The organism is Escherichia sp. HH41S, from assembly GCF_009820115.1.
GTDB lineage: Bacteria > Pseudomonadota > Gammaproteobacteria > Enterobacterales > Enterobacteriaceae > Escherichia > Escherichia coli_F.
Genome location: NZ_VNXE01000086.1, coordinates 331,049 through 346,918 on the forward strand (window position 1 = coordinate 331,049; position 15,870 = coordinate 346,918).

The 15,870-nt window shown below is 51.9% G+C and carries 14 protein-coding genes; 2 read left to right on the forward strand and 12 right to left on the reverse strand.

The annotated features are described in order from the left end of the window. Positions 1-6 precede the first annotated feature (6 nt). On the reverse strand, positions 7-1,395 hold the full coding sequence (gene cmtA, locus FQZ95_RS17575) for a PTS mannitol transporter subunit IICB (RefSeq protein ID WP_088541722.1): 1,389 nt from the start codon (positions 1,393-1,395) through the stop codon (positions 7-9). A gap of 27 nt (positions 1,396-1,422) precedes the next feature. Continuing rightward, on the reverse strand, positions 1,423-1,866 hold the full coding sequence (gene cmtB / locus FQZ95_RS17580) for a PTS mannitol transporter subunit IIA (protein ID WP_160530464.1): 444 nt from the start codon (positions 1,864-1,866) through the stop codon (positions 1,423-1,425). A gap of 374 nt (positions 1,867-2,240) precedes the next feature. On the opposite strand from cmtB, the gene FQZ95_RS17585 reads away from it, so the two are divergent. Beyond that, a complete protein-coding gene (locus tag FQZ95_RS17585; protein ID WP_000646925.1) occupies positions 2,241-3,149 on the forward strand; it encodes a prohibitin family protein in 909 nt (302 codons plus the stop codon). A 219-nt stretch (positions 3,150-3,368) separates the two neighbouring features. Here the strand turns inward: FQZ95_RS17585 and tkt are convergent, their stop codons facing one another. Then, on the reverse strand, positions 3,369-5,360 hold the full coding sequence (tkt, locus tag FQZ95_RS17590; RefSeq protein ID WP_000098632.1) for a transketolase: 1,992 nt from the start codon (positions 5,358-5,360) through the stop codon (positions 3,369-3,371). A gap of 277 nt (positions 5,361-5,637) precedes the next feature. Here tkt and loiP point away from each other — a divergent pair, with 277 nt between their 5' ends. Next, entirely contained in the window at positions 5,638-6,396 is a 759-nt protein-coding gene (gene loiP / locus FQZ95_RS17595) for a metalloprotease LoiP (protein ID WP_000701841.1), read from the forward strand. Between the two features lie 55 nt (positions 6,397-6,451). On the opposite strand, the gene dagF is transcribed toward loiP, so the two are convergent. The 9 genes from dagF to FQZ95_RS17640 all read right to left on the reverse strand — a co-directional run bounded on the left by dagF (position 6,452) and on the right by FQZ95_RS17640 (position 15,814). Further along, on the reverse strand, positions 6,452-7,195 hold the full coding sequence (dagF, locus tag FQZ95_RS17600) for a 2-dehydro-3-deoxy-phosphogluconate aldolase (RefSeq protein WP_032185084.1): 744 nt from the start codon (positions 7,193-7,195) through the stop codon (positions 6,452-6,454). Beyond that, positions 7,182-8,291 (reverse strand): D-glucosaminate-6-phosphate ammonia lyase, encoded by a 1,110-nt coding sequence (gene dgaE, locus FQZ95_RS17605; RefSeq protein WP_088541723.1) that lies wholly within the window; start codon positions 8,289-8,291, stop codon positions 7,182-7,184. Before dgaE ends, dagF begins: the two co-directional genes overlap by 14 nt. A 3-nt stretch (positions 8,292-8,294) precedes the next feature. Beyond that, positions 8,295-9,155 (reverse strand): PTS system mannose/fructose/sorbose family transporter subunit IID, encoded by an 861-nt coding sequence (locus FQZ95_RS17610; RefSeq protein WP_160530475.1) that lies wholly within the window; start codon positions 9,153-9,155, stop codon positions 8,295-8,297. Then, the gene (locus FQZ95_RS17615) at positions 9,152-9,901 is read right to left on the reverse strand and encodes a PTS mannose/fructose/sorbose/N-acetylgalactosamine transporter subunit IIC (protein ID WP_000380263.1); all 750 of its coding nucleotides are present in this window, start codon (positions 9,899-9,901) and stop codon (positions 9,152-9,154) included. Before FQZ95_RS17615 ends, FQZ95_RS17610 begins: the two co-directional genes overlap by 4 nt. A 25-nt stretch (positions 9,902-9,926) precedes the next feature. Then, complete coding sequence (locus FQZ95_RS17620; RefSeq protein ID WP_032185086.1) at positions 9,927-10,412, reverse strand: PTS system mannose/fructose/N-acetylgalactosamine-transporter subunit IIB; 486 nt, start codon at positions 10,410-10,412, stop codon at positions 9,927-9,929. A 10-nt stretch (positions 10,413-10,422) separates the two neighbouring features. Next, positions 10,423-10,851: a PTS sugar transporter subunit IIA gene (locus FQZ95_RS17625; protein ID WP_032185087.1), complete on the reverse strand. Its 429-nt coding sequence runs from the start codon at positions 10,849-10,851 to the stop codon at positions 10,423-10,425. Between the two features lie 118 nt (positions 10,852-10,969). Then, positions 10,970-13,768, reverse strand: coding sequence for a transcriptional regulator DagR (gene dagR / locus FQZ95_RS17630; RefSeq protein WP_032185088.1), 2,799 nt, complete (start codon positions 13,766-13,768; stop codon positions 10,970-10,972). Positions 13,769-14,026: 258 nt separating this feature from the next. Further along, positions 14,027-14,947 carry an agmatinase gene (gene speB / locus FQZ95_RS17635; RefSeq protein WP_000105566.1) on the reverse strand — a complete coding sequence of 307 codons (921 nt, stop codon included), beginning with the start codon at positions 14,945-14,947 and terminating at the stop codon, positions 14,027-14,029. Positions 14,948-15,082: 135 nt separating this feature from the next. After that, positions 15,083-15,814 carry a hypothetical protein gene (locus FQZ95_RS17640; protein ID WP_105287664.1) on the reverse strand — a complete coding sequence of 244 codons (732 nt, stop codon included), beginning with the start codon at positions 15,812-15,814 and terminating at the stop codon, positions 15,083-15,085. Positions 15,815-15,870 lie beyond the last annotated feature (56 nt).

Below are 15,870 nucleotides of genomic sequence, written 5' to 3' on the forward strand. Positions count from 1 at the left end.
CGGCAATCAGTTTTTATGTTCAGCGGTTAATTGATTAAATAAAGTGTCGAGTTTGGGATCGCCAATATAGTTATTAATCAATATCAGCGGTTTATCCGTCACGCGTTTCACGCGCCCTTCCAGACTAGCGTGAGTAACGACGATATCCACATCCGCAGGCACGTTTTCTATCGCGTAATGTTTTACTTCAATTGCCAGCCCCGCTTTTTCCAGGCGCTTACGGAAGGTGGTTGCGCCCATCGCGCTGGAGCCCATTCCCGCATCGCAAACAAAGGCGATACGCTTAACCCGGCTTAACGAGAATGCACCTTCTTGTTTCATCGCCTTAACCGCATTGGCGGACTGCGCAAACTCATCTTCGCTCTCCGTTTCCACCGTTTTTTCCATCTTCAGTATTACGGAAGTGATAGCAAAGGACACCAGGGTACCTACCGTAACACCGGCAATTGTCGCCAGGAACGAGCCTTTCGGCGTCAGTGCAAGGTAAGCAAAGATAGACCCCGGACTTGGACCAGCCACCAGACCACCGTCCAGTAAGTTAAACATCCAGGTGCCAGACATACCGCCGGCAATCATGGCAATAATGGTCAGCGGCTTCATCAGCACATACGGGAAATACAGTTCGTGGATCCCACCGAGGAAGTGAATAATCATCGCCCCGGGCGCAGAACGTTTACTCATCCCTTTACCAAACAAAGTAAACGCCAGCAGCAGTCCTAAGCCAGGCCCAGGGTTGGACGCCACCATAAAGAAGATGGATTTACCGTTAACTGAAGCCTGTTGCATCCCCAACGGGTAATAGACGCCCTGATCTATCGCGTTATTGAGGAAAAGCACTTTCGCCGGTTCATTGATGACTGACAGCAAAGGCAGATAGCCCGCATGTACCAGCGCCTCAATACACTCTTTGACGAAAGTATTGGCAATTAACACCGCCGGGCCGATAACTTCAAAACCCAGCAGACAAAGGAGCATCCCGGTGATACCTAATGAGAAGTTATTGATAACCATCTCAAAACCAGCAGGTATGCGTTTTTCCAGTGCCTTATCAACATATTTTATGACCAGCCCACCTAACGGTCCCATGATCATTGAACCAAGGAACATCGGGATTTCTGCGCCGACGATTACACCAATTGTCCCTATTCCGCCCATGACTGCGCCGCGTTTACCGCCGACTAAATGGCCACCGGTAGAACCAATCATTACGGGCAATAAATAGGTAATCATCGGGCCGACAATTTTGGCGAAATGTTCGTTAGGCAACCAACCAGTAGGAATAAATAATGCAGTAATAAAACCCCAGGCAATAAAAGCACCAATATTGGGGATGACCATTGCCGTCAAAAAGCCCCCAAAAGCCTGGACCTTTGCACGAGCAGACTTGTTTTCCATAATATTATCCTGTAGAGGAGAGAGTCATTATTCGCGGCTGATAATGTCCGCTAATTGTTTTTCTGATGTTGCAGTTAAGAGTTGTTCAAGTATTTCTTCTTCGCACAGCAATTCACTTAACGCCTGAATAGCGCCAATGTGCGAATCGGCATCAGCAGCAGAAAGACCGATAAGTAATTTAATCGGTTCGTTATTCCCCGGAAAATAAACGTCTTGTTTAAGTAACGTCAAAGACATCCCGGTTTTAAGCGCCCCACATTCCGGTCGCGCATGAGGCATTGCCACCCCAGGTGCCAGAATGTAATAAGGACCATTGTTGAGTGTTGAATCTTTAATAGCCTGAATGTAATTCTCGCTGATATAGTTTTTATCCAGCAATGATGCCATCGAGAAATTGATAGCTTCCTGCCAATCTTTTGCTGAATGTATAACTGAGATTGATGATTCTGGAAAATAATCAATAAGCCGCATAAATTATCCTTATTTTATTTTTAGGGTACCGTCCGGCGGTAAAAATAAAATACTCGTGCGATTTAATGAAAGCAATTGGGCACGCGAGAAGAAAAAAACATGAACCAAAATAATAAAATGTTAAATAACAACAACATGAAATTTATACTTATAAAGTCAAGTTTGTGTTTGTTATGTTTATCACAAAACCAATGTTTTATCCGCCTATGTATTTGTGATGCATATCTCTATTTATCTATTGAATGTTCGAAAACATACTTTTTTAGCCGATGTTTTTCGCTCTCCCCCTTTATAGATTCTGAATTCTCACCTGTTGGCTGTTTTCTCCTCACCTCATGTGACATATTCCCACACTTTACTCAAGGAAGATTCTCATGAAAGCACCTGTTTCAATAACCTCATTTCGCCCACAAAAATCTATTGCTATCGCCATTGGCGTGCTTACCGTGGTTGTGCTGCCATTTCTCTCGTATTACACCGTTAATGAAGGTGAACGCGGCATTTTGCTGCGCTACGGAAAAATCGTAAAAGTTGCCGAGCCGGGTCTGGGTTTTAAGATCCCTTTTATGGAAAGCGTAGAGAAAATTTCCACGCGTAATCAGGCTGTGGTTTATCAGGGATTACAGGCCTACAGCCGCGACCAGCAACCGGCACAAATGACAGTATCAGTCAGCTTCCACATTAAACCTTCAGAAGCAGGCGCGGTTTATACAACCTACAACACCATTGAAGCATTAAAAGATCGTCTGATTGTCCGTCAGTTGCCAACTCAACTGGAGAACGTTTTCGGCCAATATACCGCCATCAGCGCGGTACAGGATCGTACAAAACTGGTGCAGGATCTGCAAAACGCGATGCGTAAAGCCGTTGTTGGCCCGGTGGTGATTGATGGTGTCCAGATTGAAAATATTGATTTTTCTGACGCTTATGAAAAATCGATTGAAGATCGAATGAAAGCAGAAGTCGCCATTGCCACACGTAAGCAAAATCTGGAAACAGAGAAAATCCAGGCGCAAATAGCGGTAACTCAGGCCCAGGCAGAAGCAGACAGTAAACTGGCGGCAGCCAAAGCAGAAGCTGAGACTATTCGCGTAAGAGGCGCGGCAGAGGCTGAAACTATTCGTTTAAAAAGTGCGGCTGAAGCAGAAGCGATCCGCCTGCGCGGTGAAGCTCTGCGGGATAATCCCGGACTTGTTGCCCTCACCACTGCTGAGCGTTGGGACGGTAAGCTACCCGATACCATGATCCCCGGCAGTACAGTTCCGTTTATCTCTACTAAGTAAAAAAAGGGCCGCTTTCGCGGCCCTTGAGACTGATGGCAAAGGCAAAACTGCCTGATGCGCTACGCTTATCAGGCCTACATACTTCCTGCAATATATTGAATTTGCACGATCTTGTAGGTCGGATAAGGCGTTCACGCCGCATCCGACATGAACAACGCGCACTTTGCCAATAATCTGAAGGGCCGCTTTCGCGGCCCTTCTCACAAAGCATCTTACCGATTACAGCAGTTCTTTTGCTTTCGCAACAACATTGTCAACGGTGAAGCCGAACTCTTCAAACAGCAGCTCTGCCGGAGCAGATTCACCGAAGGTGGTCATGCCGACGATAGCACCGTTCAGGCCAACATACTTGTACCAGTAGTCAGCAATGCCAGCTTCCACCGCAACGCGTGCAGTAACCGCTTTCGGCAGTACAGACTCACGGTAAGCCGCATCCTGCTTGTCGAATGCGTCGGTAGACGGCATGGAAACCACGCGCGCTTTCACGCCTTCAGCAGTCAGTTTTTCGTAGGCAGCAACCGCCAGTTCAACTTCAGAACCGGTAGCGATGAAGATCAGTTCCGGCTGACCGGCACAGTCTTTCAGCACATAACCACCGCGCGCGATGTTTGCCAGCTGCTCTTCAGTGCGTTCCTGCTGCGCCAGGTTCTGACGGGAGAGGATAAGCGCAGTCGGGCCGTCCTGACGCTCAACGCCGTATTTCCACGCGACCGCGGATTCAACCTGGTCACACGGACGCCATGTGGACATGTTCGGGGTCACGCGCAGAGAAGCGACCTGCTCTACCGGCTGGTGAGTCGGGCCATCTTCGCCCAGACCGATGGAGTCGTGGGTGTAAACCATCACCTGACGCTGTTTCATCAGCGCAGCCATACGTACGGCGTTACGTGCGTATTCCACGAACATCAGGAAGGTGGAGGTGTACGGCAGGAAGCCACCGTGCAGGGAGATACCGTTAGCAATCGCGGTCATACCGAACTCGCGAACACCATAGTGGATGTAGTTACCCGCAGCATCTTCGTTGATTGCTTTAGAACCAGACCACAGGGTCAGGTTAGACGGTGCCAGGTCAGCAGAGCCGCCGAGGAATTCCGGCAACAGCGGGCCGAACGCTTCAATCGCATTCTGAGACGCTTTACGGCTGGCGATTTTCGCCGGATTAGCCTGCAGTTTAGCGATGAATTCTTTCGCTTTGGCATCGAAGTCAGACGGCATTTCGCCTTTCATACGGCGGGTAAATTCAGCGGCTTCCTGCGGATAAGCTTTGGCGTAAGCAGCGAATTTCTCGTTCCATGCGGATTCTTTCGCCTGGCCTGCTTCTTTCGCATCCCACTGAGCATAGATTTCAGACGGGATTTCGAACGGTGCATATTTCCAGCCCAGCTGTTCGCGGGTCAGGGCAATTTCAGCGTCGCCCAGCGGCGCACCGTGGGAGTCGTGCGTACCGGCTTTGTTCGGTGAACCGAAACCGATGATGGTTTTGCACATCAGCAGGGACGGTTTGTCAGTCACTGCGCGCGCTTCTTCTACTGCGCGTTTGATGGATGCCGCGTCATGACCGTCGATGCCGCGAATAACGTGCCAGCCGTAAGCTTCGAAACGCATTGCGGTGTCGTCGGTGAACCAGCCTTCAACGTGACCATCGATAGAGATACCGTTGTCATCGTAGAACGCAATCAGTTTACCCAGCTTCAGCGTACCCGCCAGAGAGCAAACTTCATGGGAGATGCCTTCCATCATGCAGCCGTCGCCCATGAAGGCGTAGGTGTAGTGGTCGACGATGTCGTGGCCCGGACGGTTAAACTGTGCCGCCAGCGTTTTTTCTGCAATCGCCATACCGACTGCATTGGCAATACCCTGACCCAGCGGACCTGTAGTGGTTTCCACACCAGCGGTGTAACCCACTTCCGGGTGGCCCGGAGTTTTGGAATGCAGTTGACGGAAGTTTTTCAGTTCTTCCATCGGCAGATCGTAACCGGTGAGGTGCAGCAGGCTGTAGATCAGCATGGAGCCGTGGCCGTTGGACAGCACGAAGCGGTCACGGTCAGCCCAGGACGGATTCTGCGGGTTGTGTTTCAGGAAATCACGCCACAGGACTTCGGCAATGTCAGCCATACCCATAGGGGCACCCGGGTGACCGGATTTGGCTTTCTGTACTGCGTCCATGCTCAGCGCACGAATAGCATTGGCAAGCTCTTTACGTGAGGACATTTTGACTCCAGATCGGATGATGAAGGGCACGCCCTTAACGACTTGACGACAGCGCGTTTTGGGCTACGCCGGAAAATTTGCCAACAATTTACCGCAAGCCGCGCGTCATGTACATGGAACATCCTTTTGCCGCTTCAGAAATCTCTGGATCATGCTCGCATGTTGCGCAATCTGCTCGCCCGTCCGCTGCGCTTTTCCTTATACTGAGACTGAGCGTCGATTCACCTGCAAACGGCGCATTTTTAGAATAATCCTGACCTTGTGCGGAAGAGAAAACATGAAAATTCGCGCCTTATTGGTAGCAATGAGCGTGGCAACGGTACTGACCGGTTGCCAGAATATGGACTCCAACGGACTGCTCTCATCAGGAGCGGAAGCTTTTCAGGCTTACAGTTTGAGTGATGCGCAGGTGAAAGCCCTGAGCGATCAGGCATGTCAGGAGATGGACAGCAAGGCGACGATTGCGCCAGCCAATAGCGAATACGCTAAACGTCTGACAACTATTGCCAATGCGCTAGGCAACAATATCAACGGTCAGCCGGTGAATTACAAAGTGTATATGGCGAAGGATGTGAACGCCTTTGCAATGGCTAACGGCTGTATCCGCGTCTATAGCGGGCTAATGGATATGATGACGGATAACGAAGTCGAAGCGGTGATCGGTCACGAAATGGGGCACGTCGCGTTAGGCCATGTGAAGAAAGGGATGCAAGTTGCATTAGGTACCAACGCCGTGAGAGTCGCGGCAGCCTCTGCGGGCGGGATTGTCGGCAGTTTATCGCAATCGCAACTTGGTGATCTGGGCGAGAAATTAGTCAATTCGCAATTCTCCCAGCGCCAGGAAGCAGAAGCCGATGATTATTCTTACGATCTTCTGCGCCAACGCGGCATCAGCCCGGCTGGTCTTGCCACCAGCTTTGAAAAACTGGCGAAACTGGAAGAAGGCCGCCAAAGCTCAATGTTTGACGACCATCCGGCATCCGCCGAACGCGCCCAGCATATTCGCGATCGTATGAGCGCGGATGGGATAAAATAAGTCAGACATACCGATCTACAACATAATTGTAGGTCGGTAACGCCTGAATCCCCGATCAGAGTAGTGATTTCACTTTATTCAGCAAAACGGCTACATCATCCGGTCGGGTATATCCCGTATCAGGGTCTATAATCGAGCTGTAAACATGCGGCATAATGCGCGGCACACCCGCCTCCAGACAAGTTTTTAGAATCACACTGAAGTTATCCAAATCAATCCCGCCGGTTGGCTCAATCAGCGTCATACCATTGCGCGCCGCCGTGGTCGCCAGCGCGTATAGCTCCGGAAGCGACTTCTCGCCGCCCATCGGAAAGAACTTCGCCGCGTGTGCGCCCATATCTAGCATCATTCGCACTGCCGTATCGCAGGATACGCGGGCAGGCGTACCCTGGCTGCTGCTAACGCCAGTGGAAATCAGCACTTCGCCCGGCGTTCCCGTCGGGCTAACCAGCGCGTTGACATGGGTCTGCTCACCGCCCGTCGTCGCAAGCGCGCCTGCCGCGAAACCACAACCGGTAAAGGTCTGGTTAACGTGTGCTGGATGAATCTGCGCCGCAATCATCGCAGCTTTGTAATACTGCGCCGGGTCACCCGCCCCCAGACCTACTGAAATGGACGGTATTTCCGCCATCCAACGTTTAACTTCCTGGATCCCCTCATCCACCGAGGAGAACTGCGCGGAAAGCACGCCAATCACCGCGTGGCCTTCGGCGGCGTCATAGATTTCACGGGCATTGGCGATATCTTTCGCCAGCACATTAATTGCCACACGATTATGATAGAAATTAATCTTTTGCATGATCTGCAATCTCCTTCAGTCGCGCCACGATAAGCGCCATCTCCCCATCCGCCACCGTACGCGGATCAAGGCTAAAAACGCCCTGGTGGAGGTTATACCGCCGTGTATAAATCGCGATATCGCCACCACGCAGTTGCGCTTCGACGACGCGAGCGGCAACTCCAAATTCTTGCGCATTTACCCGAATACGAATACGCCAGATTGCACGCCCGGCTTCATCCTGCTCAATATCAGCCGTTAACCCGTGAATCGCAGAAATCGCTTCAACCACTGGCTGGAGCTGTTCCGCGGTGATGATTGCCTGCCCCTGGTGATAATTCTCCAGCGCGTAAACCAGCCCAACCATGTTCTCCTTGCCGATTTTCATCGCCCTGGCAATGCCGTAATGCTGCGCTTTACAGGCTGCAATCCAGATTTTTTTACCAGTGATAAACCCGGAGGTAGGCGCGTTAAAGGCTTTTGCGCCGCTGTAGACCACCATATCCGCTCCGCTCACCACCCAGGCACGTAAATCCTCTTCGGCGGCGGCATCGACAATCAACGGCAGGTTGTGCATCTGCGCGACTTGGGCGAAGTCCTCGATGTTCAACATCCCCTTCTGCACGCAGTGATGCGACTTCACATACAGCAGCGCGGCGGTCGCGTCGGTAATGGCACTCTCCAGCTGCCAGAGAGCCGCCAGGTTACTTGACCCCACCTCCACCACGCGCCCGCCGCCTAAGCGGATCGCGCTGAGGATCGATGCGCCGTAATCGACGTTATGGCCGCGCAGCATCACCACTTCATTGGCCATGCCGGAGCTATCCGGCATGAGCGCCACCCGGGCCTTGTCGCCGCGGGTAATGGCGGCGGCGATAGCGATGGCGATCCCTGCCGAGGCGCAGGAGGTAACGTAGCTATCCTCCGCCCCGGTAAAGCGAGAGACCAGCTCGCCGGTTTTGTCCACCAGCTGATCAATCTCCACGAAAGAGGATGCCGCACGCGCGGTGGCCTGCATCACCTCCGGCGCGACACTGGAGACGCCGAGAATCGTCATCTTACCGCAAGCGTTAATCACTTGTTTCAGCCCCAGTTGTTGATAGATATTCTGCGTCATGGCTTACAGCACTCCCAGCAGCGAGCAGACCACGCTCAACGCCACAATTGACAGCAAAATCGTGGTGTAACGCGGTCCCTTTTTCACCAGATAGAAGTAGATCGCGAACACTGCCGCCAGCGGCAGTAGGCCGGGCGCGATGGAGTCAAGAATCTGCTGTACCACCACTTCAGAGCCTTTCAGTGCGCTAATTTTTAAAGGTGAGGTTATCTTGACAAAGCTCGCGGATAGCGCACCCATCATGATAAGCCCCAGTACGTTAGCGCCGTAGATAAGCTCCTTGATGCGCCCCCCCTGCAGCAGGCTGATAATCGAATCGCGCCCTAGCGTATAGCCCTTGTGCACCATGCCGTAGCTGATTGCCAGCGTAATCGCCGGGTAGAGAATCAGCGGCAAAATACCGCCCATTGCGCTGCCATTGGCGGCGAACGGGATAAAAATAGCAATCAACAGCGGCATCACGGCCGCCCAGATGATGGAGTCGCCCATTCCGGCCAGCGGCCCCATCAGGCCGGTTTTAATCCCGGTGATAGAGGCATCGTTAATCGCCTCGCCGCGGGTCTTTTGCTCTTCCATGGCGATGGAGATCCCCTGGATCACCGCGCCAAACGTCTGCTCTGAGTTGAAGAAGTTCAGATGGCGTTTTAACGCCTCCACCTGCTCCTCCTTTTGCGGATAGAGCTTTTTAATAATCGGCGTCATCGAGGCGCAGAAAATCAGGCTCTGTAAACGCTCATAGGAGCTGGAAACTTCCGCGCCAAGCCAGTAGATAAACCACGCTTTGGTGATATCCGCTTTGGTCAGCGCCCCGGACTCCCGCGCGCGCTCCACCAGTTCATGCTGCATTACGCCGCCGCTCATTATGCCGCTCCTTCATTTTTCGCCAGGCCTTTAATCAGGAAGGCCACGCAGGTGCCGAAAATCGCCATCGCCATGATGTCCACCTTGAGGTACAGCACCGCGAAGAATCCGCCGATAAACCACGGCAGTAGGCTCTTTTTACCAATCACCATAATGGTGATGGCGAAGCCCAGCGCCGGGAGAATCCCGCCCATGATTTCAAACGAGTGGGTCAGCCAGTGCGGCATCAGCTTGAGGAAACTTTCCACTACGTTCTGGCCGAAGTAGTTGGCGGCGAACACCACTGGGAAACGTAGCACCAGCCCCAGCAGCGCCGGGTAGAGAAAGGCGCAGCGCATAATGGCTGACATATTGGCCGTTTCCGCGTGTTTATCGGCCATATGCACCCAGGCCGCATTTAGCGTGCGACGCAACTGGTCGAGGAATACGCCGATAACGCCAAATGGAATCGCCAGTGCAATCGCCAGGTTCGGGTCCATATTGGCCTTAACGGCGATAGGAATGGCGATACAGGCCGCCAGCGCCGGGTCTGACGGCACATTGCCGCCTGGCGTTGAGGTCACACCCAGATATACCAACTGCATCCCCGCGCCGATAATCATCGCCGCAGGCATGTTGCCGAGCAGCAGGCCGACAAAGACCGCCACCACCACTGGCTGTAACAGCATGGCGGAGAAGGTATAGCCAAGGCGCAACCGGGCAAACCAGTAATACAGCCCCATCAGGCTTGCAAAAAGTAAGGTATCCATAATTTGTTATCCCATGTTCAGAGGGTCAGAATTTTTTCAGGATATCGTCCAGCGACTGCGGCTTATCTTCCGGGATGGTCTGGAAAACAGCCTTAATGCCGCGACTTTTCAAATCGTTAAGAATGCCAACGTCTTTTTCATCCAGAGTTATGTTCTGGAACACCGCTTTACGGTTTGGCCCGCCGCCTAAGCCGCCAACCTGAATATCAGCCACGTCAAAGCCCTGCTGCACCGCTTCCTGAATCGCCGCCAGCGACGGGAACAGCACCAGCACGTTGCCGTCGCCCAGCTGGTTGTCTTTCCACGCGGCCGCGAAGCTCTGGTTGCTGAAGCAGTCCACTTTGATATTCGGCGGCGCGGCCATCAGGTAGATATTTTTCATAAACGGATCGGCATCCAGCTCGTCGCTGACCACCGCAATACGGTTGGCCTGGGATTGCCCCACCCACTTCGTCACCACCTGTCCGTGGATAAGACGGCTGTCAATGCGACATAACACGATGTTTGCCATACGATTTTCCTTACTGTTGTAATTGACGAATATGGGAGACGACGTCCAGGCAACTGTTGCGCCCAGCTTCCACCAGATCGGCCACGCAGGCGGTCAGTGGGCCATGTTCGCGCTTGTCCAGCGCCTCCAGCAGCAGCGAGGCATTAAGCCCGGAGATCACCGCCACCGGATAATCGGCGCTCAGCCGCGCCGCCACGTTAGAGGTGGTGCCGCCGATAAAATCGGTCACGATAAGCGAACCTTCTGGCATGGTTTTCACCACGGCTTCGACGCGCTGGTAAAACTCGCCCAGCGTATCGACAGGCATCAGCGCGATTTCCGTCACGCCTTCGATTTCGCCCATCACCATGCGCAGACTGTTGCAGAGCTGCAGCCCCCAGCCGCCGTGAGTTAGCAGCAAAATTTCAGGTAACGGATGAATAGATACAGTTGTGGTCAAAATAGCCTCCTTTGCTCCAGTGTTTACATTTCGTCAGGAGCAAAGGACGTGCCAGAATTTGTGTCACGCTCAGAGGAAAAGAGATTGGATGAGGCCTTAAGCCCCGTAAATCAGGGGATCAGCTGTAGAGCAGTTCGTAGATATAAAAATATTCTGCGTCCGATAAACGGATAGCGTAAGCCTCTTCAATCGGCAAAAAGGAGGATTTGATGACGCTAAAGGCACGAGCGTCCAGATCAAGCCGGTTTTCCAGCGCCATCTGTAACGGTTTGCGGTTAATCACGATACGCTCGACCATGCAGCAGCAATGGATCAGAAAACGTAGTGTCACCTGGCGGCTCGGTTTCAGGGAGAGCGTGTTGGTTAAGTGGTTCAGAACGTCCTCGATCTCTTTCAGAATTCGCTGCGGGTTGAGCACCGAAATATGGTTGATGATGCTCTCCATGGTCAGCGCGCTGATAAAGCGCATGGCGCTGCGCTCCATCTCCAGTCGGCGCTCGCTGCTTGAGAGATCCGGAGTCAGCAGGCTAAGCACCAGCTCCGGCCCTTGCTCGGAAAACAGTTCCTCCAGCGAGATAAACGGAATATCCGGCAGTCCCGGCTGGAAGGTGCCGACGATCCCTGCCAGCCGTTCACTGGCATTAAGCGCCTGCTGAATACGCTCCAGGCTGCGCACCTCGTTATAGTCGAGAATCACCATACGCGTGTCCTGCGACATCAGCTCGCCAAAGCTCTCCTCCAGCACTTTTTTGATCTTTTCTGCCGTCCCCATTCCGGTTATACATGAGATAACCAGCACTTTGCCACCGCTCTCTTGCTGCGGCGTGCAGAGCCGACAAGGGATATTTTTACTCTGCATAAGCACAGCCAATTGCGATAGATCCCCAGTTTCGTAGCTTAAATCCAGCCCCACCTCCAGCAGGCTGGTCAGAGTGATATTTGGCAACAACAGAACGTCAATCTGGAACAGCTTGCTGATGGTGCTGCCAAAATGAACCAGCGATCCGATATCCACCATCAGTATCAGCCGCTGCCAGCACCGGTCCTGAATCATCCGGGTCAGGGTTTCCAGGGTGTCATGCACCGACTGCTCAAATGGCATATCAATTGCGTAGAACAGATCGCGCTCCAGCACCCGATTCACATATTGCGCCTGGCTCGTTGCGGTGGTCGCACCGTGAGCGATTAGAATCACGCCGCAATCCGGGCTGGTGTCGATGCGCTGGCGGTAGTGGCGACACTCTTTCAGGAACAGGCACAGCCAGACCACCTCCGTCGCCGGGCACTGAATATGCAGCAGCTCATTGATTTTGCGGCACAGAAGCGTGGCATTGTCATACTCATCTTTACAGCGATCCAGAATCAAGCTGGAGGAATAGAGTTGAGGTATAAGCCCTCGCCGCACATAGCCAATCAGCGCAAGAAAGTGTTTACGTAACGGGTTCGCCAGGTTTTCTGGCAACGTAAATCCTAATACCTGCTCCACGTAACCGATCAGCAACGTCACCCGCTCCTCAATTTGATCGCCATAGCGCGGTGGATGCGCCGTACTATGGCGGCTATAGAGACCGTATTCAAAAATCGAACTGAGTTTGTTTTTCAGGATAGCCAGCGTTTCTGCGGGCGGCACGTTACTGTTGCGCAGATTGACATATTCACGAGTCAGGAAACTGTAAAACAGATCGCTCTCTTCTATTTCCGCGCTGGTCGCCAACGAATTTTTTAACGCGGGCAACGTACGCGCATCCACGTTCAAACGATCTTTACCGCCAAACAACGCATCGACCAGCAGGCGCTGCTCCGGCGTGGTATTAAACGGCATCTCCGCCAGTCGTTTATCTAACTCTAGTGTATCATTGCGCTCGGTCATTCCCGACGCCCACGCCTGCGCGCACAAGAACTGAATATCGCTTTTAAGCTGGCCGATATTGCCTTCCAGGGGTTTACTTAACAACCAGTGCAAAAGGGTTTTATCAAGGCTTATGGTACGTTCAATTTTACGACTTTCGCGCTGGAAGAAGCTGACAATCAATTCGAGTTGCTCCTCGACCGAACGCTGGCGAATACCCGGTAAGTCGATATACACCTGGATACGCCGCTGGAAGGTACGCAATAGTGAGGAGTTGACCAACTCTGTGGTGGCGCAAATAAGGCGCACCGAAATTGAATATGTTGGCCCACTTGAACCAAGCGGGCGGTATTCACCTTTATCGAGAATAGAAAAGAGCTTCTCTTGTCCTTCATACGGGAGGCGATGCACTTCATCCAGAAGTAAATAACCTCCGTCAGCTTGCTCCACCAGCCCCGTTTTATTCTCGCTTGCCCCGGTAAATGCCCCCTTATGGTGACCAAACAGATGAGAGGAAAGCAACTCCGGATTATGAGCATATTCGGCACAGTTAAAGTAAACCAACGGAGGTGGCGAACCTATGGTGTGCTTACAAGCGAAGCAATGCATTAACTCAGCAAAGAATGTTTTGCCAACACCAGATGCCCCGGTTAACAGCACATGCAGTCCGTGGGGATAGAGCACCGCTGCGCGGCCTTTTTCTACCGCATCACGGAGACTACGGTCGTATCCGATAAGTCCGGAAAACGGATCATCATCTGTATATTTTTCTTTCTTTGGCAATAAACTAGCCACTGAATGAACTATGCATTCGCAATCATCCAGTTTTCGATTAATGAGCAATTCTAGTGCGTGACGATGTAGAAAAAAAACAGGACGTCCCTGACTTTTTACCACCAGGCCTTCATTCCATAATTGATTAAGATCTTTACTAACCGAGTTACGTGCCAGCCCAAGGTTAAAACCAATCGCCTCAGCAGTAAATGCTTTCTCCTTCGCTAAATCAGACAGTTCCAGCCCATACGTCAGTCGCTCCAGCTCCTTGCAAATAACATCAATCCGTCTCATTTCTTTACCGCTTAAAAAACAATAGTTGTTCAGAACATACACTATTTGTAAACGTAAGAATGAGAACTACCGGGAAGAATTAATATTCCTTGTGACAATCTGGTTTCTGAATATTCGTGTTTTAAATATTACTTATGTTCTGAAACAACCAGGCAGGTGAACAGAGCTAAGAAAAAGTCGCGTAGAAATATAAAAACATATATCGCACTGATGAATGTTTCCCGGCATGACTATGCACACCGGGAAATATTTAGCGAATTACTCGCCCTTTTTCGCCGCCTGAATATACAGCATCTCCAGCGCCAGCGTCGCTGCTGCCAGAGCGGTGATTTCCGACTGATCGTATGCCGGAGCCACTTCCACTACGTCCATCCCAACAATGTTGAGATCTTTCAGGCCACGTACCAGTTTAATGGCGCGATCGGAGGTCAGGCCGCCGATCACCGGCGTACCGGTGCCCGGCGCGAAAGCAGGATCCAGGCAGTCGATATCAAAAGTCAGGTAAACTGGCATATCACCTACAATCTGTTTCACCTGGGCGATAACGTCATCCACGCTGCGATCGTTCACCTGGCAGGCGTCCAGTACGGTAAAGCCGTTGTCTTTATCAAACTCGGTACGAATACCAATCTGTACGGAGTGATTCGGGTCGATCAGACCTTCTTTCGGCGCGGTATAGAACATAGTGCCGTGGTCAAATTCACAACCGTTCGCATAGGTATCGGTGTGGGCGTCAAAGTGTACCAGCGCCATTTTGCCGAAATGCTTCGCATGAGCACGCAGCAGTGGCAGCGTGACAAAGTGGTCACCACCGAAGGAGAGCATACGCTTACCGGCAGCCAGCAGCTTTTCAGCATGCGCCTGCAGCTTCTCGCTCATCTCACGAGCATCGCCGAAGGCATACACCAGATCGCCACAGTCCACCACGTTCAGACGCTCGCGCATGTCGAAATTCCACGGGAAGCGGTTGTGTTCCCAGGCCAGATTCGTCGAAACCTGACGGATCGCCGCTGGACCGTGGCGTCCACCCGCACGACCAGAAGTGGCCATATCGAACGGCACGCCGGTAATTACCCAGTCAGCATCGCTGTCATACGGCTGGAAGTTCATCGGCAGGCGTAAAAAACCAAAGGCGTTGGAAACCAGTGAGTTATCGTATTGATGACCTAAGGTGCTCATGGGTGGACTCCTATTACAAAGTCGATATAAAAAAACCCTTCCGCGTCGTTAGGCCCGACGAGGAAGGGTTGGATTTGCGAAACACAATTTTGTGCTAATTATCGCCTTAAATGGGCGAGGCATCAAGCGAGGTTACTATTTCCGACACGGTGGCGGCGCATAGCCATTGTTATCTGCCGGGAAGGCTTGTCCAGAGCACGGCGGCAGCGTGTTTTGCGCCGGGCCTTGCAATTCGAAAGCTGCAAAGCCAATTACACCGGTATTACGCACATCGCCTTGCGCCGAATTGGCTGCGTAGGAATCCGCAACGTTGGCGAACTGAAAAGCCGCTTCGGTATGTTTATCTTTGCGGAATCCTTTAATCGCCAACGAATCCCCGGCATTCACAATATAGCCGTTGTTATTCAGGGAACCTTGTTTACCATTGAGAACATCCAGGCCATCAACTGTCGCAACGATCTCGTAGTTGGTGTTACGACTGTAATTGCGGACATATAATTGGTAATTCATTCCTACTCTGGCATGGACTATATAGCGTAGTTCTTTACCTGATGAATTATAAACCCGCGTAATAGGTAGAGAATTAAAATTACCATCGCGAATAGCATATTCAAGTTCGTTAATACGAATGCTATAAACGCGGTCGTAGCCGGAAGGAACATTAGTCGAATAACTAATAACGATCATCTCTGCCGGATCGCGCCAGGCTCGTTCAGCAGATACGCCCTGAACCGTTGAGTGCACATCCCCACCCCAGGCGGTGCCGACATTGCCCGATGCACTGCTATTATACTGCGCATTACTGGAACAACCGGCCAACAGCACGACTAATGCCACCAACGCGCTACGTACTTTCCATTTTTTCATAACCGTTCCCTCTGCATTTAATTAATGCAGCGATTGTAGGGAGATTATTCAATAAG

What these genes read in the sequence shown, in the direction of transcription:
- dagR (WP_032185088.1), bottom strand. Translation starts at nt 13,768, where the DNA reads ATGAGACGGATTGATGTTATTTGCAAGGAGCTGGAGCGACTGACGTAT.
- tkt (WP_000098632.1), bottom strand. Translation starts at nt 5,360, where the DNA reads ATGTCCTCACGTAAAGAGCTTGCCAATGCTATTCGTGCGCTGAGCATG.
- FQZ95_RS17615 (WP_000380263.1), bottom strand. Translation starts at nt 9,901, where the DNA reads ATGGATACCTTACTTTTTGCAAGCCTGATGGGGCTGTATTACTGGTTT.
- cmtA (WP_088541722.1), bottom strand. Translation starts at nt 1,395, where the DNA reads ATGGAAAACAAGTCTGCTCGTGCAAAGGTCCAGGCTTTTGGGGGCTTT.
- dagF (WP_032185084.1), bottom strand. Translation starts at nt 7,195, where the DNA reads ATGCAAAAGATTAATTTCTATCATAATCGTGTGGCAATTAATGTGCTG.
- FQZ95_RS17620 (WP_032185086.1), bottom strand. Translation starts at nt 10,412, where the DNA reads ATGGCAAACATCGTGTTATGTCGCATTGACAGCCGTCTTATCCACGGA.
- loiP (WP_000701841.1), top strand. Translation starts at nt 5,638, where the DNA reads ATGAAAATTCGCGCCTTATTGGTAGCAATGAGCGTGGCAACGGTACTG.
- cmtB (WP_160530464.1), bottom strand. Translation starts at nt 1,866, where the DNA reads ATGCGGCTTATTGATTATTTTCCAGAATCATCAATCTCAGTTATACAT.
- FQZ95_RS17640 (WP_105287664.1), bottom strand. Translation starts at nt 15,814, where the DNA reads ATGAAAAAATGGAAAGTACGTAGCGCGTTGGTGGCATTAGTCGTGCTG.
- speB (WP_000105566.1), bottom strand. Translation starts at nt 14,947, where the DNA reads ATGAGCACCTTAGGTCATCAATACGATAACTCACTGGTTTCCAACGCC.
- FQZ95_RS17585 (WP_000646925.1), top strand. Translation starts at nt 2,241, where the DNA reads ATGAAAGCACCTGTTTCAATAACCTCATTTCGCCCACAAAAATCTATT.
- dgaE (WP_088541723.1), bottom strand. Translation starts at nt 8,291, where the DNA reads ATGACGCAGAATATCTATCAACAACTGGGGCTGAAACAAGTGATTAAC.